The organism is Pelagibacterium limicola (assembly GCF_015694405.1).
Taxonomy (GTDB): Bacteria; Pseudomonadota; Alphaproteobacteria; order Rhizobiales; family Devosiaceae; genus Pelagibacterium; species Pelagibacterium limicola.
This window is the reverse complement of the sequence record NZ_JADQDB010000006.1, coordinates 1-14,697: the sequence shown is the minus strand read 5'-3', so window position 1 is coordinate 14,697 and position 14,697 is coordinate 1. Positions and strand designations below refer to the sequence as shown.

Below are 14,697 nucleotides of genomic sequence, written 5' to 3'. Positions count from 1 at the left end.
ACTATTTGTCCGGCAAATACACTGATTTGGGTAGATCATAAGATTGTGCTGCGCAAGCGCATGGTTGACGCTGTCGTCAAGAGGTGTGCAGCGCCGCAAAAGGCCTGCGCAGAGAGGGAGTGCCGAATGGTCTTTGTCATAAGGCGATTGTTGCAGGCTGTGCTGATCGCTCTGGTGATGTCGGTTCTCGTCTTTGCCGGTGTATTTGCCGTCGGCAATCCCGCTGACATTCTGATCGACCCGGAGGCGACCCAGACCGACCGGCTGCGTCTGATCCAGCAGTTCGGGCTCGACCGACCTCTGCACGAGCAATATTTCATATTTCTTGGCAATGTCCTTCAGGGCGATTTCGGCAACAGTTTTGTGTTCAACCGCCCCGCGCTGCACATCATTTTCGAACGCATGCCCGCAACACTCGAACTGGCCTTCGCCGCCATCCTCATCGCGGTCGTCATCGGCATTCCGCTCGGGCTGTGGGCGGGTCTCAGGCCAAACGCCTTTTCGTCCAAGACCATCATGGCGGGCTCAATCCTTGGGTTCTCGTTGCCCAATTTCTGGCAAGGGATCATGCTGATCCTTTTGTTCTCGGTAACGCTGGGCTGGCTGCCGGTCACCGGTCGCGGGCCGGTGGGCGAATTCCTCGGCATCCGCTCCTCGTTCTTTACACTCGAAGGTTTGCGTCATCTTGCGTTGCCTGCGTTCAACCTCGCGGTCGGGCTTTTGGCGCTGGTCATCCGGTTGACGCGGGCAGGCACACTTGAGGTTATGCCGCAGGATTTCATCCGTTTCGCGCGCGCCAAGGGGCTGCGCGAGCGCCGCGTCATCTTCATTCACCTGCTGCGCAACATTCTCATTCCCGTCGTGACGGTGGTGGGCATGAGCTTTGGTGGATTGATCGCCTTTGCGGTGGTGACTGAAACCATCTTTGCCTGGCCCGGAATGGGCAAGCTCATCATCGATTCCATCAATGTCCTCGATAGGCCGATCATCGTCGCCTACCTCATGGTGATCGTTCTGGTGTTCATCCTTCTCAATCTCATCGTCGACATTCTCTATTCCATCATCGACCCACGCATCCGGCTTGAGGAGGCGGGGCAATGACCATCGCAAGCGTAACCCCGCCCCCAGTTCCCAAACCCGGCGCTATCGAGGGCGAAGCGCCCTGGCGCGGTATCGTTCGCGAATTTGCCAAGAGCTGGACGGCGATGTTCGGGCTGATCCTTCTGGTCCTCATCGTGCTGATCGCGATTTTCGCGCCGCTGCTGTCACCCCAGAACCCTTACGATCTGGCCTCGCTCTCGATCATGGACAATCGATTGCCGCCCGGCGAAACCGGCTGGTCGGGCATGACCTTTGTTCTGGGCACCGACGGACAGGGGCGCGACATGCTCTCGGCCATCATGTACGGGCTGCGCATCTCGCTCGGGGTCGGTGTGGTCAGTTGCACCATCGCGCTGTTCATCGGGCTGGCGGCGGGCCTTGCCGCAGCCTATTTCGGCGGGCGGGTCGATACCATCATCATGCGGATCGTCGATCTGCACCTTTCGTTCCCGGCCATCCTCATCGCGCTGATCCTGCTCGCAGTGCTCGGGCGCGGGATCGACAAGATCATCATTGCGCTGATCGTGGTGCAATGGGCCACCTTCGCCCGCACGGTACGCGGGGCAGCGCTGGCCGAGCGGCGCAAGGAATATATCGAGGCGGCCCAGTGTCTTGGTCTGCCGCAATGGCGGATCGTTTTCGGACACCTGCTGCCCAATTGCATGCCGCCCATGATGGTGATCTTCACCGTCGAAATCGCCTCGGCCATCGCACTCGAGGCGACGCTGTCCTTCCTCGGAGTCGGCCTGCCGATCACCCAGCCTTCGCTGGGCCTGCTGATCTCGAACGGGTTCCAGTTCATCCTCTCGGGCCAGTACTGGATTTCGGTCTATCCCGGCATCGCGCTGCTCGTTCTCATCGTCGCCATCAATCTGGTCGGCGACCATCTGCGCGACGTTCTCAACCCAAGGAATGCCCAATGAGCACTCTCTTGGAAATCACCGAGCTTCAAACCCATTTCCTGTCCGAGCGTGGCGCGGTCAAGGCGGTGGACGGGGTATCCTTCACTGTCAATCGCGGCGAGGTTCTGGCAGTGGTCGGGGAATCCGGTTCGGGCAAGTCGGTCACCGGGCTGTCGGTTATGGGGCTGATCGACAAGCCGGGCAAGGTTGTCGGCGGCACCATGCAGTTTGACGGGCAGGATCTGAGTTCCCTAAGCCCCGAAGCGATGCGGCAATTGCGCGGCAACCGCATCGCAATGATCTTTCAGGACCCGATGATGACGCTCAATCCGGTCCTGCGGGTCGATACCCAGATGATCGAGACGCTGCGCGCCCATCGCGATATCTCCAAAAAGGACGCATGGACCCTCTGCCGCGATGCGCTGGCACGGGTTGGCATTCCCGCGCCCGATGAGCGCATGCGGTCCTATCCGCACCAATTCTCGGGTGGCATGCGCCAGCGCGTCGCCATCGCCATTGCGCTGTTGAACGACCCGGATCTCCTCATCGCAGACGAACCTACCACCGCGCTTGATGTCACCATCCAGGCGCAGATTCTGGCGCTCGTGCAGGGGCTGGTCACAGAGCGCGGCATGGGGGTGATGTGGGTGACCCATGATCTCTCGGTCGTTGCCGGGTTCGCGGATCGCGTGGTGGTCATGTATGCCGGCGAGGTTGTCGAGGAAGGCCCGGTCGACCGGGTCATTTCCCAACCCACCCATCCCTATACGCTGGGGCTGATCGGCTCGGTGCCTTCGCGCAACAAGCGCGGCGCGCCGTTGACGCAAATACCCGGTTCTACGCCATCGCCGATCAATCGCGGCACGGCCTGCCGGTTCATGCCGCGCTGCCGTTTTGCGCAAACCAAGTGCGAGGAGCACCCGCCCCTGATCGAGAGCGCGACCGGCGCTTCGCGGTGCTGGTTTCAGGATGAAGTCGCTGCACAAAGCAGGGAGGTCGCGTGATGGCCGAGCCGCTGCTGAAACTTGAGAACATCTCCAAGCGCTTCTCCAAGCGTATCGATCTCGCTGGCAAGATCGCGCGCCGTCTGGGTGCGAAAATCTCCGAGCGGACAGTTCATGCTGTCGATGATGTTTCAATCGATATTCACGAAGGCGAAGTGGTTGGTCTCGTGGGCGAGTCCGGCTGTGGGAAGTCCACCTTGGGGCGCGTCGCCGCCGGTATCCATGCCCCGAGCGAGGGGGCCATCCACTGGCGCGGCGAAAAGCTTGAAGGAGGCGGGAGTTCGAAAGACCGGATGCGGGTGCAGATGGTCTTTCAGGACCCCATGTCCTCACTCAACCCGCGTCACAGGATCGACCGCGTCATTGGCGAAGCACCGCGCTATCACGGGCTGGTCAAAGGCAAGGAGGTCGAGAATTACGTCTCCGAGTTGCTGGACAAAGTGGGTCTCGATCCATCCTACCGCACGCGGTTTCCGCACCAATTCTCGGGCGGGCAGCGCCAGCGTATCGCCATTGCCCGTGCACTTGCGGTGCGGCCTGAACTTATCGTTTGCGACGAGTCCGTATCCGCGCTCGATGTGTCCGTGCAGGCGCAGGTGCTCAATCTGTTCATGGATCTGCGCCGCGAACTTGGCCTCGCCTATCTCTTTATCAGCCATGACCTTGGCGTGGTCGAACACATCTCGGACCGCGTGGTCATCATGTATCTGGGGCGCGTTGTCGAAAGTGCCCCGACACCGGAGCTTTACGCCAAACCGCTCCACCCCTACGCCCAGGCGCTGCTCAATGAAGTGCCGCGCCTGGTCACCGGCAAGCGCGTATTCCAGCCGGTCAAGGGCGAGATTCCCTCGCCGCTCAATCCACCGTCAGGCTGCCATTTCCACCCCCGTTGTCCAATCGCGGACAGCCATTGCGCAAAGGTCAAGCCCGACCTGCGCGAGGTGGCTCCGGGACGCATAGTGGCCTGCCACAAGGTCTGACCCAGACCACAAAAATCAAAGGGAGAACGAAACCATGAAATCAACCATCAGGACATTGGCCCTCGGAACGGCTCTCGCCGCGCTGATGGCCGGGTCACCGGCGCTGGCGCAAAGCCTCACCGTGGCGCTACAGGCCGAGCCAAGCTCGATCGACCCGCAGTTCGCAACCACCGGACAAAACCAGCAGATCGCACTCAACATGTTCGAGACGCTGGTGACCTTCGGCGACGATGGCGGTTTTGTCCCCTCGCTCGCCACCGAATGGAGCGTGGCTGACGATCAGGTCACATGGACCTTCAATCTGCGTGAAGGCGTTACCTTCCATGATGGATCTGCATTCAACGCGCAGGACGTGATCTTTTCGCTCGAGCGCGTGCCGAGCATTGAGAACAGCCCGGCTCCCTTCGCCCCCCGTGTTGCGGTTATCGAGAGCGTTACCGCCGTCGACGACTACACCATCGAAATCGTTACCTCGCGCCCGGCTCCGACGCTGCTCAACGATCTGGGAACGATCTACATCGTGTCCGACGAGATTGGGGAAGGCATGGCCTCCGATCAGTTCGGCTTTGGCGATGCAGCAATCGGCACCGGGCCTTATCAATTCGTCTCCTATACGCCCGGCGACCGGGTGGTGATCGCACGCAATGACGACTATTGGGGCGAGGCCGTGGATTTCGAGCAGATCGATATTCGCTTCATCTCCTCGGACGCTTCGCGCGTGGCCTCGCTGCAGGCCGGCGAGGTCGACATGATCGATGCGGTGCCGCCCAACGATCTCGACCGCCTTCGTGCCCTCGATGGCATCGAGGTGATCGCGGTTGCGTCGGCGCGCATGGTCTATATGGGCTTCGATCAGGGTGGAGAGACCACACCGATGGTGACGGGCACGGATGCTAACCCGTTCCTTGACGTGCGGGTACGTGAAGCGCTTGCACATGCGATTGACCGCCAAGCCATCGTTTCGCGCATCCAGTTCGATTCCGGCGAGCCGGCTGGACAGTTTGCACCCGCGGGAATTTTCGGCCATGATCCGGATCTTCTGCCCACCGAATACAACCCCGAGCGCGCCCGCGAATTGCTGGCCGAGGCGGGCTATGCCGATGGCTTCGGGCTGACGGTACACGGGCCGAACGATCGCTATATCAACGATGGCATCGTCACCCAGACGGTTGGCCAGATGTGGGCACAGGTCGGGCTCAACGTCGCTGTCGAAACCCTGCCGTTCAACGTCTATTCGGGCCGCGCCACCGCGCGCGAGTTCTCGGCATTTTTGTTCTCGTTCGGCATTACGACCGGCGAGTCCGGCCTGGGACTGCGCAATGTCCTCGCCACCTATGACGAGGAACGTGGATGGGGTGCCAACAACCGCTTCCGCTATTCCAACCCCGAGTTCGATGAAACGCTGGCGGCGGCCTTTGCCGAGTTTGACGATGCCGAACGCGAACGCCTGCTTCAGGAAGCGACCCGGATCGCGATGGACGACTACGCCATCACACCGCTTTATTGGGAAGGTAACAACTGGGCGGTGCGAGATGGCCTGATCTTCAGCCCCAGCCCGGATGGGCGCTCGCTGATGACCAATCTCTCAAGCGCGGACTAGGCGATATGATATCGATGGCCAAACCCGCACCCTCTATTGTGGCCACTGTCATACGCGACGTGATGGTGCCCATGCGAGATGGCATAAGGTTGGCCACCGATGTTTTCCTTCCGCAAGGGGACGGACCATGGCCCGTTCTCATGGAACGCACACCGTACGACAAGACCGAACCGCGCGCCAACGAGTTCACCTTGGATCACCCGGAGGTGTTCGGGCGCGAGGAACTTGCGGGATTTTTCGTTGGCGCAGGATTTGCCGTTGTCTTTCAGGATTGCCGTGGGCGCTACCGGTCCGAAGGGCGATTCACCAAATATCGTGGCGAGGCCGAGGACGGTTTCGATACCATAGCCTGGCTTGTTCGTCAGGGCTGGTGCGACGGGCGCATCGGTACTATGGGGCTGAGCTACTCGGCTCACACTCAGATGTCAGCCGCCGCGCTCAATCCGCCGGGGCTAAAGGCCATGCTGCTCGATTGCGGGGGCTTTTCTAATGCCTATCAGGGCGGCATCCGCTATGGCGGCGCGCTCGAACTCAAGCAGGCCACTTGGGCCTTTCGCCACGCCCTGCGTAGTCGCGAGGTCGCAGCCGATCCGGAGAAACGCGCCAAGATAGAGGCAATCGACATTAGGGACTGGTTCGGCAAGATGCCTTGGTCGCGGGGCAATTCCCCCCTCGCCGCCGTGCCGGGCTATGAAAATTATCTGTTCGAGCAGTGGGAAAAGACGCTGTTTGACGACTATTGGAAGATCCCCTCCCTTTATGCAGCAGGTTTTTATGACCGCATGCCGGTCGTTCCCTCGGTGCACATTTCAGGATGGTATGATCCTTACGCTGTGACAGCGGTGGAGAATTATTCCGGACTTAAGGCGTTGGGGCACCCGACGTCGCTCATCCTCGGCCCGTGGACACATGGCGCACGCTCGAAAACCCATGCCGGAGAGGTGGATTTCGGACCGGAGGCGACTTTTGATGCCGGGATGGGACAGGATTTCGTCTCGTGGCGCATCGGCTATTTTCGCGATGTGTTCAATGGCATGCCACCGCAAGGCGCGCCGGTTCGCGTGTTCGTCATGGGTGGCGGTACAGGCAGGAACCTGGCGAATGGTCGCCGGGACCACGGTGGTCAGTGGATCAGCGCAACGCAATGGCCTCCAGAGCAAGCCGAGCCGATTTCACTCTATCTCGACACTGGCGGCAGGTTGTCCTTTACCCCGCCTACGAGCGACAGCCGTCACGACTTTATTGCCGACCCTGCCAATCCCGTACCGACCATTGGCGGGCCGATCACCTCGGGCGCCCCGCTGATGGAAGGTGGGGCCTATGACCAACGCGCTGATGCGCGGTTTTTTGGCGGGGACGAAACGGCCCCTGCAACTGCAGAGCGCGACGACGTCTTGGTGTTCGAGACCGAGCCGTTGACCGAGGACGTCGTGCTCATTGGCGATATGCGGCTAGTTCTATTTGCCCAATCGGACGCTGAGAATGCCGACTTCACCGCCAAGCTGGTTGATGTTTATCCGGACGGATTTGCCATGAACTTATGCGATGGCGTGCTGCGGGCCTGTTACCGCGAAGGGTTCGACAAGGCTGTCCCATTGGTGCCGAACCAGCCCGTGCTCCTCGAGATTCCTCTCTATCCGACCGCCAACCGGTTCATGAACGGACATCGCATCCGGCTGGAAATTGCATCTTCGAATTTTCCACGTTTCGACATATGCCCCAATACAACGCCGGGCTACGATCTCAATCCCCACCGCAAAGTAGCCAGAAACACGATCCTGACAGGTCCTCGCGCATTATCAGCTTTGCGCTGCTATGCGTGCTAACCCTCCATCCAGATACGGTCGACTTGTGGTTGCCTAGTTCTAGACAATCCAGCAATCCAGCAATCCATGCGGAACGGCCGGGGCGAGTGGGAGCGAGCGGCCGCAGCCCACCAAGAGCTGTCAGGCTGGTGAGGGTCGACGTGTCTATCGTCTTCGAAATACTAGAGGCGGTATTGGACCAGATCGGTAGCGACGAAGTGGACGTGCTCTTCCGGTGTCTCCTTGCGCATCAGTTGCGCAAGGGTACGGAAAGCCTGTTCGGCCAGTTCACTCTCGTTCTGGCGAACCACAAATACAGGATTGGGCAGATACTCGATGATGTTGGACTCCGCAAAGGTTCCGACGATCAAGGTTGTCGGTATGGAGCCCAGGCGCGTGCGGATCGCGCGCATGGCCCCATGGAAGATCAGCAGCGAGCCGAAAAGGAGGCCCTGGGGGAGGCGGTGGTGATTATCAAGAAAGTCCATCATCAGCCCATGCCCGCCCTCTTCGGTATCCATATCGGACGAGCAGACATGAAACATGGTCCTGGCGCGACGATGGTCCGCCGTAATGCTCTCAAACCCCTTGATACGCTGGAGGGTGGTGGGATTCGAAGGACTACCGGTTAGGAAGGCGATGTCGGTCGCGCCAGCCTCGAGAACACGCTCGGTCAACAACTCAGCGCTGGCAAAGTGGTGGCTGGTCACCACAAATCCACCGTCGCCTTCGTAGTAGCGATCGAACTGGACAGTGGGCAGTTCGCCCTTTCGGGAGCCGGCGGGAAGTCGGCGTCTCGGCTCGCTGGGCGTTAGAACGACCCCGTCCACCCCTCGGGCCGCAAAATTCTCGAGTGCCAGGCGTTCGATGGCCGGATCTTCCCCCGTCGAGGTGGTAACCAGCACGAACCCCTCCTGCCGGCATCGGCGCTCCAACGCTGCCGCGACCCGGGCAAAGAATGCATTGCCAATGTCGGGAACAATCAGGCCGATGGTGTGGCTTCGTGCGAGCTTCAGGCTTCGGGCTGCCTGATTATAGCGATAGCCGTGCTTGGCGATATAGGCTTCGATGGCCGCTTTTGCCTTTGGACTGATCCGGTAGTTGTCCGCTTTCCCGTTGATGACCAGTGTCACGGTCGTCCGCGAGTACCCGGTGTCGTGCGCGATTTCCTTAATCGTCTTTGGCATCGACTCTCGCTTTCAGTCCCGGGCCGCCAGCCGCCCCAACGCTACCCCGGCTCGATTTGTATTTGTCGGATAAGCCACTGGCAACCCGCGCGGCGTGTCAGCGAACCTTGCTTTCTCTGCAAACCGCACTATAGCGCTACCCACTTGCAGCTCTTCCAATCCCATGCTAAATGTCCTTTGCTAACTTGTGTGAGCAAGTTCAGCGGGTGAGGAGAATTCACGACATCAGGGCTCATTTTCCGAGCGCGATTTCGCGCGCGTGAGTTCTAGCCGTGCGTCCTGAAGGATGCTCGCGGAGCGCGACCTCTTTGCCGATCTATGACGAAAAGAGGATGACGATATCTTGAGCGCTTCCATTTCCACACTCGACCGCCATTCTGGCGTTTGGCCGGTCATGTTGACCCCTTTCAGGGACAACCTCGAGATCGACTGGCGTTCTCTCGAGCGACTGATCGACTGGTATATCGCGAGCGGTGTTCACGGCCTCTTTGCCAATTGCCAGTCGAGCGAGATGTTCTTCCTCTCGGACAAGGAATCGATCGAGTTAACCCGTTTCATCGTCGCGTATGCAGATGGGCGCGTGCCGGTGGTGGCTTCTGGACATACCGCCGACTCCTGCTCCCAGCAGGTCGAGCAACTCCATGCTATCGCCGATACCGGCGTCGAGAGCGCGATCCTGATCTCCAATCGCCTTGCGACGGCCGACCAGCCCGATGAAACGGCGCTTGAAAACTTGCAGCGCCTCACCGAGGCGATTCCCGAAGTGGCGTTGGGCGTCTATGAATGCCCCTATCCCTATAAGCGGCTGCTGACTGATGCGACGATCTCGTGGTGTGCCAAGTCTGGACGTTACACCTTCATCAAGGACACCTGCTGCAACGAAGAAACGATCAAGCGGCGGTTACAGCTCGTCGCTGGCACCCCCTTGCATCTGCTGAACGCGAATGCCCAGACGCTTCTGGGGAGTCTGAAAGCCGGAGGCCATGGCTATTCGGGTGTAATGGCGAACTTCCACCCCGCGCTGTATGTCTGGCTGGTCGAAAACTGGCAGGCGCAGCCCGAGAAGGCCGAGATGCTGGCCGAGATCCTGACAGTCAGCGCCCTGTCCGAATATCTCGACTATCCGGTGAGCGCCAAAGACTATCACAGGCAGATCGGCACATTTGAAAGCCGCATATGTCGCAGCCGGCCAATCGGCAGCTTCGACGACCTGCATTTCCCAACCACGATCGCGCAGATGCAGAGCCTGAGCGCGCGCTGCAAGACGCTGATCGGTCTCTAATAGTTTCGAGCCCAGGAATCGCCCGAGGAGTATAAGTCAATGTCCCGCACCGTGCTCGTGACCGCCACGAACTATTCCCGCCTCTGCGGCGAGGGTAAGGCGCTGCTCGAGTCCAACAATTGCAGCGTCATCGAGAACACCTTCGGTCGACCGATGACCTTCGAGGAGCTTGCCCAGCGCGTGGAGAGGGCAGACGCGGTCGTGGCCGGCGTGGACAACTGGAACGAGGCGGTGTTCGCCTTGGCGCCGCGGCTCAAGGTGATCGCCCGTTTTGGCGTAGGTGTCGACAATATCGATATCGAGGCGGCGCGCGCGCGAGGTATCAAGGTGACCAACGCCGCCGGTGGCAACGCCAATGCCGTGGCCGAGTTGACGATCGGGCTGGTTCTCGCTGCGATGCGCAATATCCCGCAGCTTCACGCTACGACTCGGCAGGGGGCGTGGGACCGATTCGTCGGCGAGGAACTCTCGGGCCGCACCGTCGGCATACTCGGCTTTGGAAATATTGCGCGTATGATCGCAAGGAAACTGAGCGGCTTCGACGTCACGGTCATTGCCCACGACAAGTTTCCCGATTTCGAGGCCGCCAGAACCCTCAACGTCGAGATGGTGGACGCCAAGGAGGTCCTGAGCCGCTCGGACATCGTCTGCGCCATGCTGCCCAGCCTGCCCGAGACCAGACATTTCATGAATGCCGAGGCCTTTGAGTGCATGAAGGCCGGCGCCTACTTCATCAACACAGCGCGCGGTGCGCTGGTCGATGAAACGGCCCTCAAGACTGCTCTGGACAGCGGCAGGCTGCGTGGGGCAGCGATCGACGTCTACGAGACCGAACCAGTTGATCCGGGCAATCCGCTGCTCAATGTGCCGGGTCTCGTGACGACGCCGCATACCGCCGCAGAGACCTACGAAACCTACAGCAGCATAGGATTGATCACCGCGCGCGCGGTGGTCGATGCGCTAGAGGGGCGTGTGCCCCGCAACCTTCTTTGAAACACCGGCTTCCGCTCGGCCGGCCCACCGATGGTGACTGACATGTCAGTTCTCAGATTTATAGATCGCAAAGCCGAGGCCTACCTTTTGACGGCAATCCTCGTGGCCATCTCGGTGATCCTCGTGGCGCAGGTCTTCATGCGCTATGTGGTGAACAATCCTCTGGTCTGGGCCGAGGAATTGGCGCGGTATCTGCTGATCTGGTGCACGATGATTGGCACCAGCCTCGCGGTGAAGGAGTCGCGCCATATTGTTGTCGATTTCGCGCCGGTGCTGTTCGGCCCGCGTTCGATCGGCCTTTTCCGGATGATCTCGATGGTCGGGATAATCTGCTTTAGCGCAGTCATCACATACTACAGCGTGCCATTCGTGCTGCGCGTGCAGCAGATGAACCAGCTTTCACCATCCCTCGAAATTCCCATGTGGTGCGTTTATCTCGCACTGCCGGTAGGCGCTGTAGCCTCCATCATTCGCGCCCTCCAGCAAATCTATCTCCAGCTTCGCAATGGCGTCCCTCCTGCCGCACAGGAGACCATTGCGACGCTTTCCGGGGTGGTCGAGCCGGACAACCGGGAGGGCCGCTGATGTACCCCGCGCTGGCATTGGGCTCATTCATCCTCTTGCTGTTCCTCACCATTCCTATCGCCGTCGCCATTGGCCTTGCTTCGTTCGTTCCGGGATGGCTTGGGGCACCGATTAATCCCAGCCAGGTCGTCCGTACGATCGTTACCGCGCTCGACTCGTTTCCGCTGCTTGCGGTCCCCCTCTTTATGGTTGCCGGTGACATCATGACGGCTGGCGGCCTCGCCCGCCGCCTGTTCAATTTCGCCGACGCGATCCTTGGGCACCTGAACGGCGGTTTGGCTATCTCGACCGTTGCGGCCTGTATTCTCTTCGGCGCCATTTCTGGGTCGTCCCCCGCCACGGTCGCCGCCATCGGTTCCATGGCCATTCCGCTTCTGACGGACAATGGGTACGAAAAGCGCTTCGCGACAGTGCTGGTCATCACAGCGGGTACGCTGGGTGTGATCGTGCCCCCTTCGATACCGATGATCATTTACGGCATGGCCGCAAATGTGTCGGTCAGCAAGCTGTTCCTGGCCGGCATCGGGCCCGCCCTGGTGATCGGCGGCCTGCTGATGGCCTACGCCTTCTGGTACGGAACGCGCAACAAGGACCGAATCCGCACGACAGCCGGCGACATCCCGTTCCTAAAAGCTGTCCGCAGCAGCTTCTGGGCGCTACTGGCACCGGTGGTCGTTCTTGGGGGCATTTATGGCGGCGTCTTCACACCCACTGAAGCGGCCGCGATCGCCGTTGCCTACAGTGCCTTGGTTTCGTTGTTCATCTTCCGCGAACTGAGCTTGGTGCAATTGATCCGGGTGGTCGGGCGAAGTGCGCTCACCATCGCCCCGATCCTGATCATTGCGGGCACCGGCGCGGCGCTTGGCCGAGTTCTCAATCTGCTGGGCGTACCTGCAATGTTGGGCAATTTCGTCTCAAGCGTCGTCAGCGAACCGTTGATGCTCCTGCTTCTGGTCAACGCCCTTCTGCTGCTGGTCGGCATGGTGATGGAGACGCTCGCTGCGATCATCGTCCTGACCCCGATCCTGCTGCCTGTGATGCTGCTGTTCGGAGTGGATCCGATCCACTTCGGCATCATCATGACCATCAATCTGGCCATTGGCTTCGTGACGCCGCCCGTCGGCGCCAACATCTTCATCGCGACCCAACTCACCCGGCTGGGTCTCGTCGAAATCTGCAAGGGGCTGCCGATCCCGCTTTCCTTGCTGATTCTGGGGCTCGCCATCGTCACCTACGTGCCCACGATCTCTTTGTGGTTGCCGATGATGTTCTAGTGCGAACCCCAATCGTCCATTGTTCAAAAAACCAAGGGAGTGAGATCATGCGTACTGTCACTATTCTATTGAGCGGAACCATACTGTCGGTCGCCGCATTCGCTGCACCGGCGGCGGCCCAGGATCACACGATGATCATGGCGCATACGCTGTCGGACACCGGCCACCCGATGTACCAGGCGTTCATGCGCCTTAAGTCTGAGATCGAGGAACGAAGCGACGGCAGGGTGGAAGTACTCGACCAGGGCGGCGGCGCCCTTGGCGGCGACCGCGAGATCATGGAGGGAACGATCTTCGGTGACATTCAGTTCGGTCCGATGTCGAGCTCGGCCGCAGTGCAGTTCGTCCCAGAGCTTGCCGTCTTTGATATCCCTTATGTGATCCCGGCTGACAACGAGGCGCGCTATGCGCTGTTGAACGAGGGCGCGCTAGCCCAGGCCATCGGCGCGGCGATGGAAGCAAAGGGGCTCAAGTTCATGGGTGTCATGGATGGCGGCTTCCGCAACCTGACCACCAAGGGCGTCGCGGTGCACTCGCCTGACGACATCGCCGCGGCGGGTCTTCGGGTTCGCGTTCAGGAGAACCCGATTCATATAGCGATCTGGCGGAACCTTGGCGCCGCGCCGACACCTATCGCGTTCACGGAGCTCTACGGCGCATTGCAGCAGGGCGTGGTCGACGCTCAGGAGAACCCTTACGGTCATATTCTGAGCCAGCGCTTCTATGAAGTCCAAACGCACCTCGTCAACACCAACCATATCCTCTTGGCCAATATAAACGCGGTCAATCTGGAGTGGTACGATAGCTTGCCCGAGGACGTGAGGCAGGCGGTGGACGAGGGTTTCGAAATCGCAACAAAGTTCCAGTGGGAAGTGCAGGCTGAGTTACAGGATAGCCAACGCGCGCAGCTTGCCGGACACATGACGATTATCGACCTGGAATCCGAGGAGCTTGCGCAGTTCCAGGAAAAGACAAGCGACGTCGTGGATATGGTTCGCGAACGGGCTGGAGACGATATCGTCGATATCTTGATGACCGCTCTCGGAAACTAGAGCGACTTCAGAATCCGAAAGATTCGAGAGGCGAATAGAAAAAGATCGAAAGACTTGGAGCATGGGTTCCGATCCGATCGGAATGAATGCCCTGGACGCCCTGATCGTCTAATCGGACATCAACCGGCGCGGCTGCTCGCATCCGCGCCGGTATTGAACGGTACAAGGGGCCTTGCGGCTGACGATCTCTGCCTGCGGGATGGTAGCCATTGTCGTATCGTGGAGGTGCTACACCGCCACCCGGTGTGCCGGGCCAACAACCGTTGGTACCGGGCCGAGGTCTCGCGAAAGCTGGACCCACCTCCAATCGGAATTCCCGCTGAAGCTTTCGCTGACGTTCGCTTAGCGGTGCGGACGACAGGGCGCGAAAGCATTGCCACGCGCTTCAGTCCTATCAGAACCGGAACATTGTCCCCTCATCTGACGTTGGCCTAGGGCGACCCACGAGGGAGAAGCGGGGACACTGCCCGGGTGGTCGTTCATTTCGATTGGTTCAATCACGGTGGCAAACACGACCATGAATTCGTCCCTGTCGCATCCTCCTCCCAACCCCCCGCCTCCTTCGACGCTGACGCCTCAAGATGCTCTAGCGATGCTGATGGCAGGCAATGCGAGGTACGCGAGCAACCAAAGAGTCAACGAAGACTTCTCCGCGACCCGGTCTGCCCGGACCCAATCTCAGCAGCCATTCGCGGCTGTCCTTAGCTGCGCTGATTCCCGAATCTCTCCGGAATTGGCATTCGATCAGGGGCCGGGAAATATTTTCGTGCTGCGACTGGCCGGCAATTTCCTCAATGTGGATGGTCTAGAGCGTCACCCGAGCTGAATGAATCGGTGCGGGTTCCCAAATCAACGCGTTTCTGATTCATCATGTTTGCCGGGTGAGGAGGCCGGCGGACATGTCGAAAGCTTTGTCACTCGATCTCCGGACG

Annotated in this window: 13 protein-coding genes; 12 read left to right on the top strand and 1 reads right to left on the bottom strand. The window is 60.0% G+C overall.

The features are described 5' to 3' along the window. Window positions 1–126 precede the first annotated feature (126 nt). From I2G20_RS12790 to I2G20_RS12765, 6 genes are read left to right on the top strand one after another with little or no spacing between them, the layout of a single operon-like run. Window positions 127–1,101, top strand: a complete 975-nt coding sequence (locus tag I2G20_RS12790; protein WP_196260125.1) for an ABC transporter permease — start codon at window positions 127–129, stop codon at window positions 1,099–1,101. Continuing rightward, window positions 1,098–2,024, top strand: coding sequence for an ABC transporter permease (locus I2G20_RS12785; RefSeq protein ID WP_196260124.1), 927 nt, complete (start codon window positions 1,098–1,100; stop codon window positions 2,022–2,024). The genes I2G20_RS12790 and I2G20_RS12785 overlap by 4 nt, the downstream gene beginning before the upstream one ends. Beyond that, window positions 2,021–3,007 (top strand): ABC transporter ATP-binding protein, encoded by a 987-nt coding sequence (locus tag I2G20_RS12780; protein WP_196260123.1) that lies wholly within the window; start codon window positions 2,021–2,023, stop codon window positions 3,005–3,007. The genes I2G20_RS12785 and I2G20_RS12780 overlap by 4 nt, the downstream gene beginning before the upstream one ends. After that, window positions 3,007–3,987 carry an ABC transporter ATP-binding protein gene (locus I2G20_RS12775; RefSeq protein WP_196260122.1) on the top strand — a complete coding sequence of 327 codons (981 nt, stop codon included), beginning with the start codon at window positions 3,007–3,009 and terminating at the stop codon, window positions 3,985–3,987. Before I2G20_RS12780 ends, I2G20_RS12775 begins: the two co-directional genes overlap by 1 nt. A gap of 34 nt (window positions 3,988–4,021) precedes the next feature. Next, entirely contained in the window at window positions 4,022–5,587 is a 1,566-nt protein-coding gene (locus tag I2G20_RS12770; protein WP_196260121.1) for an ABC transporter substrate-binding protein, read from the top strand. A gap of 14 nt (window positions 5,588–5,601) precedes the next feature. After that, window positions 5,602–7,413 carry a CocE/NonD family hydrolase gene (locus I2G20_RS12765; protein WP_207747632.1) on the top strand — a complete coding sequence of 604 codons (1,812 nt, stop codon included), beginning with the start codon at window positions 5,602–5,604 and terminating at the stop codon, window positions 7,411–7,413. A 161-nt stretch (window positions 7,414–7,574) separates the two neighbouring features. Here the strand turns inward: I2G20_RS12765 and I2G20_RS12760 are convergent, their stop codons facing one another. After that, window positions 7,575–8,579 (bottom strand): substrate-binding domain-containing protein, encoded by a 1,005-nt coding sequence (locus I2G20_RS12760; protein WP_196260119.1) that lies wholly within the window; start codon window positions 8,577–8,579, stop codon window positions 7,575–7,577. Window positions 8,580–8,922: 343 nt separating this feature from the next. Here I2G20_RS12760 and I2G20_RS12755 point away from each other — a divergent pair, with 343 nt between their 5' ends. The 6 genes from I2G20_RS12755 to I2G20_RS12730 all read left to right on the top strand — a co-directional run bounded on the left by I2G20_RS12755 (window position 8,923) and on the right by I2G20_RS12730 (window position 14,591). Then, window positions 8,923–9,861, top strand: a complete 939-nt coding sequence (locus I2G20_RS12755) for a dihydrodipicolinate synthase family protein (RefSeq protein ID WP_207747631.1) — start codon at window positions 8,923–8,925, stop codon at window positions 9,859–9,861. A 39-nt stretch (window positions 9,862–9,900) separates the two neighbouring features. Beyond that, complete coding sequence (locus I2G20_RS12750; RefSeq protein WP_196260118.1) at window positions 9,901–10,854, top strand: phosphoglycerate dehydrogenase; 954 nt, start codon at window positions 9,901–9,903, stop codon at window positions 10,852–10,854. 42 nt (window positions 10,855–10,896) lie between these two features. Further along, the gene (locus tag I2G20_RS12745) at window positions 10,897–11,439 is read left to right on the top strand and encodes a TRAP transporter small permease (protein ID WP_196260117.1); all 543 of its coding nucleotides are present in this window, start codon (window positions 10,897–10,899) and stop codon (window positions 11,437–11,439) included. Further along, window positions 11,439–12,713 (top strand): TRAP transporter large permease, encoded by a 1,275-nt coding sequence (locus tag I2G20_RS12740; protein ID WP_196260116.1) that lies wholly within the window; start codon window positions 11,439–11,441, stop codon window positions 12,711–12,713. Before I2G20_RS12745 ends, I2G20_RS12740 begins: the two co-directional genes overlap by 1 nt. A 47-nt stretch (window positions 12,714–12,760) precedes the next feature. Further along, window positions 12,761–13,765: a TRAP transporter substrate-binding protein gene (locus I2G20_RS12735; protein ID WP_196260115.1), complete on the top strand. Its 1,005-nt coding sequence runs from the start codon at window positions 12,761–12,763 to the stop codon at window positions 13,763–13,765. A gap of 517 nt (window positions 13,766–14,282) precedes the next feature. Then, entirely contained in the window at window positions 14,283–14,591 is a 309-nt protein-coding gene (locus I2G20_RS12730) for a carbonic anhydrase (protein WP_196260114.1), read from the top strand. Window positions 14,592–14,697 lie beyond the last annotated feature (106 nt).

Excerpts from the sequence above, each read along its gene's own strand:
- I2G20_RS12790 (WP_196260125.1), top strand. The coding sequence starts at position 127 with ATGGTCTTTGTCATAAGGCGATTGTTGCAGGCTGTGCTGATCGCTCTG.
- I2G20_RS12785 (WP_196260124.1), top strand. The coding sequence starts at position 1,098 with ATGACCATCGCAAGCGTAACCCCGCCCCCAGTTCCCAAACCCGGCGCT.
- I2G20_RS12780 (WP_196260123.1), top strand. The coding sequence starts at position 2,021 with ATGAGCACTCTCTTGGAAATCACCGAGCTTCAAACCCATTTCCTGTCC.
- I2G20_RS12775 (WP_196260122.1), top strand. The coding sequence starts at position 3,007 with ATGGCCGAGCCGCTGCTGAAACTTGAGAACATCTCCAAGCGCTTCTCC.
- I2G20_RS12770 (WP_196260121.1), top strand. The coding sequence starts at position 4,022 with ATGAAATCAACCATCAGGACATTGGCCCTCGGAACGGCTCTCGCCGCG.
- I2G20_RS12765 (WP_207747632.1), top strand. The coding sequence starts at position 5,602 with ATGGCCAAACCCGCACCCTCTATTGTGGCCACTGTCATACGCGACGTG.
- I2G20_RS12760 (WP_196260119.1), bottom strand. The coding sequence starts at position 8,579 with ATGCCAAAGACGATTAAGGAAATCGCGCACGACACCGGGTACTCGCGG.
- I2G20_RS12750 (WP_196260118.1), top strand. The coding sequence starts at position 9,901 with ATGTCCCGCACCGTGCTCGTGACCGCCACGAACTATTCCCGCCTCTGC.
- I2G20_RS12745 (WP_196260117.1), top strand. The coding sequence starts at position 10,897 with ATGTCAGTTCTCAGATTTATAGATCGCAAAGCCGAGGCCTACCTTTTG.
- I2G20_RS12740 (WP_196260116.1), top strand. The coding sequence starts at position 11,439 with ATGTACCCCGCGCTGGCATTGGGCTCATTCATCCTCTTGCTGTTCCTC.
- I2G20_RS12735 (WP_196260115.1), top strand. The coding sequence starts at position 12,761 with ATGCGTACTGTCACTATTCTATTGAGCGGAACCATACTGTCGGTCGCC.
- I2G20_RS12730 (WP_196260114.1), top strand. The coding sequence starts at position 14,283 with ATGAATTCGTCCCTGTCGCATCCTCCTCCCAACCCCCCGCCTCCTTCG.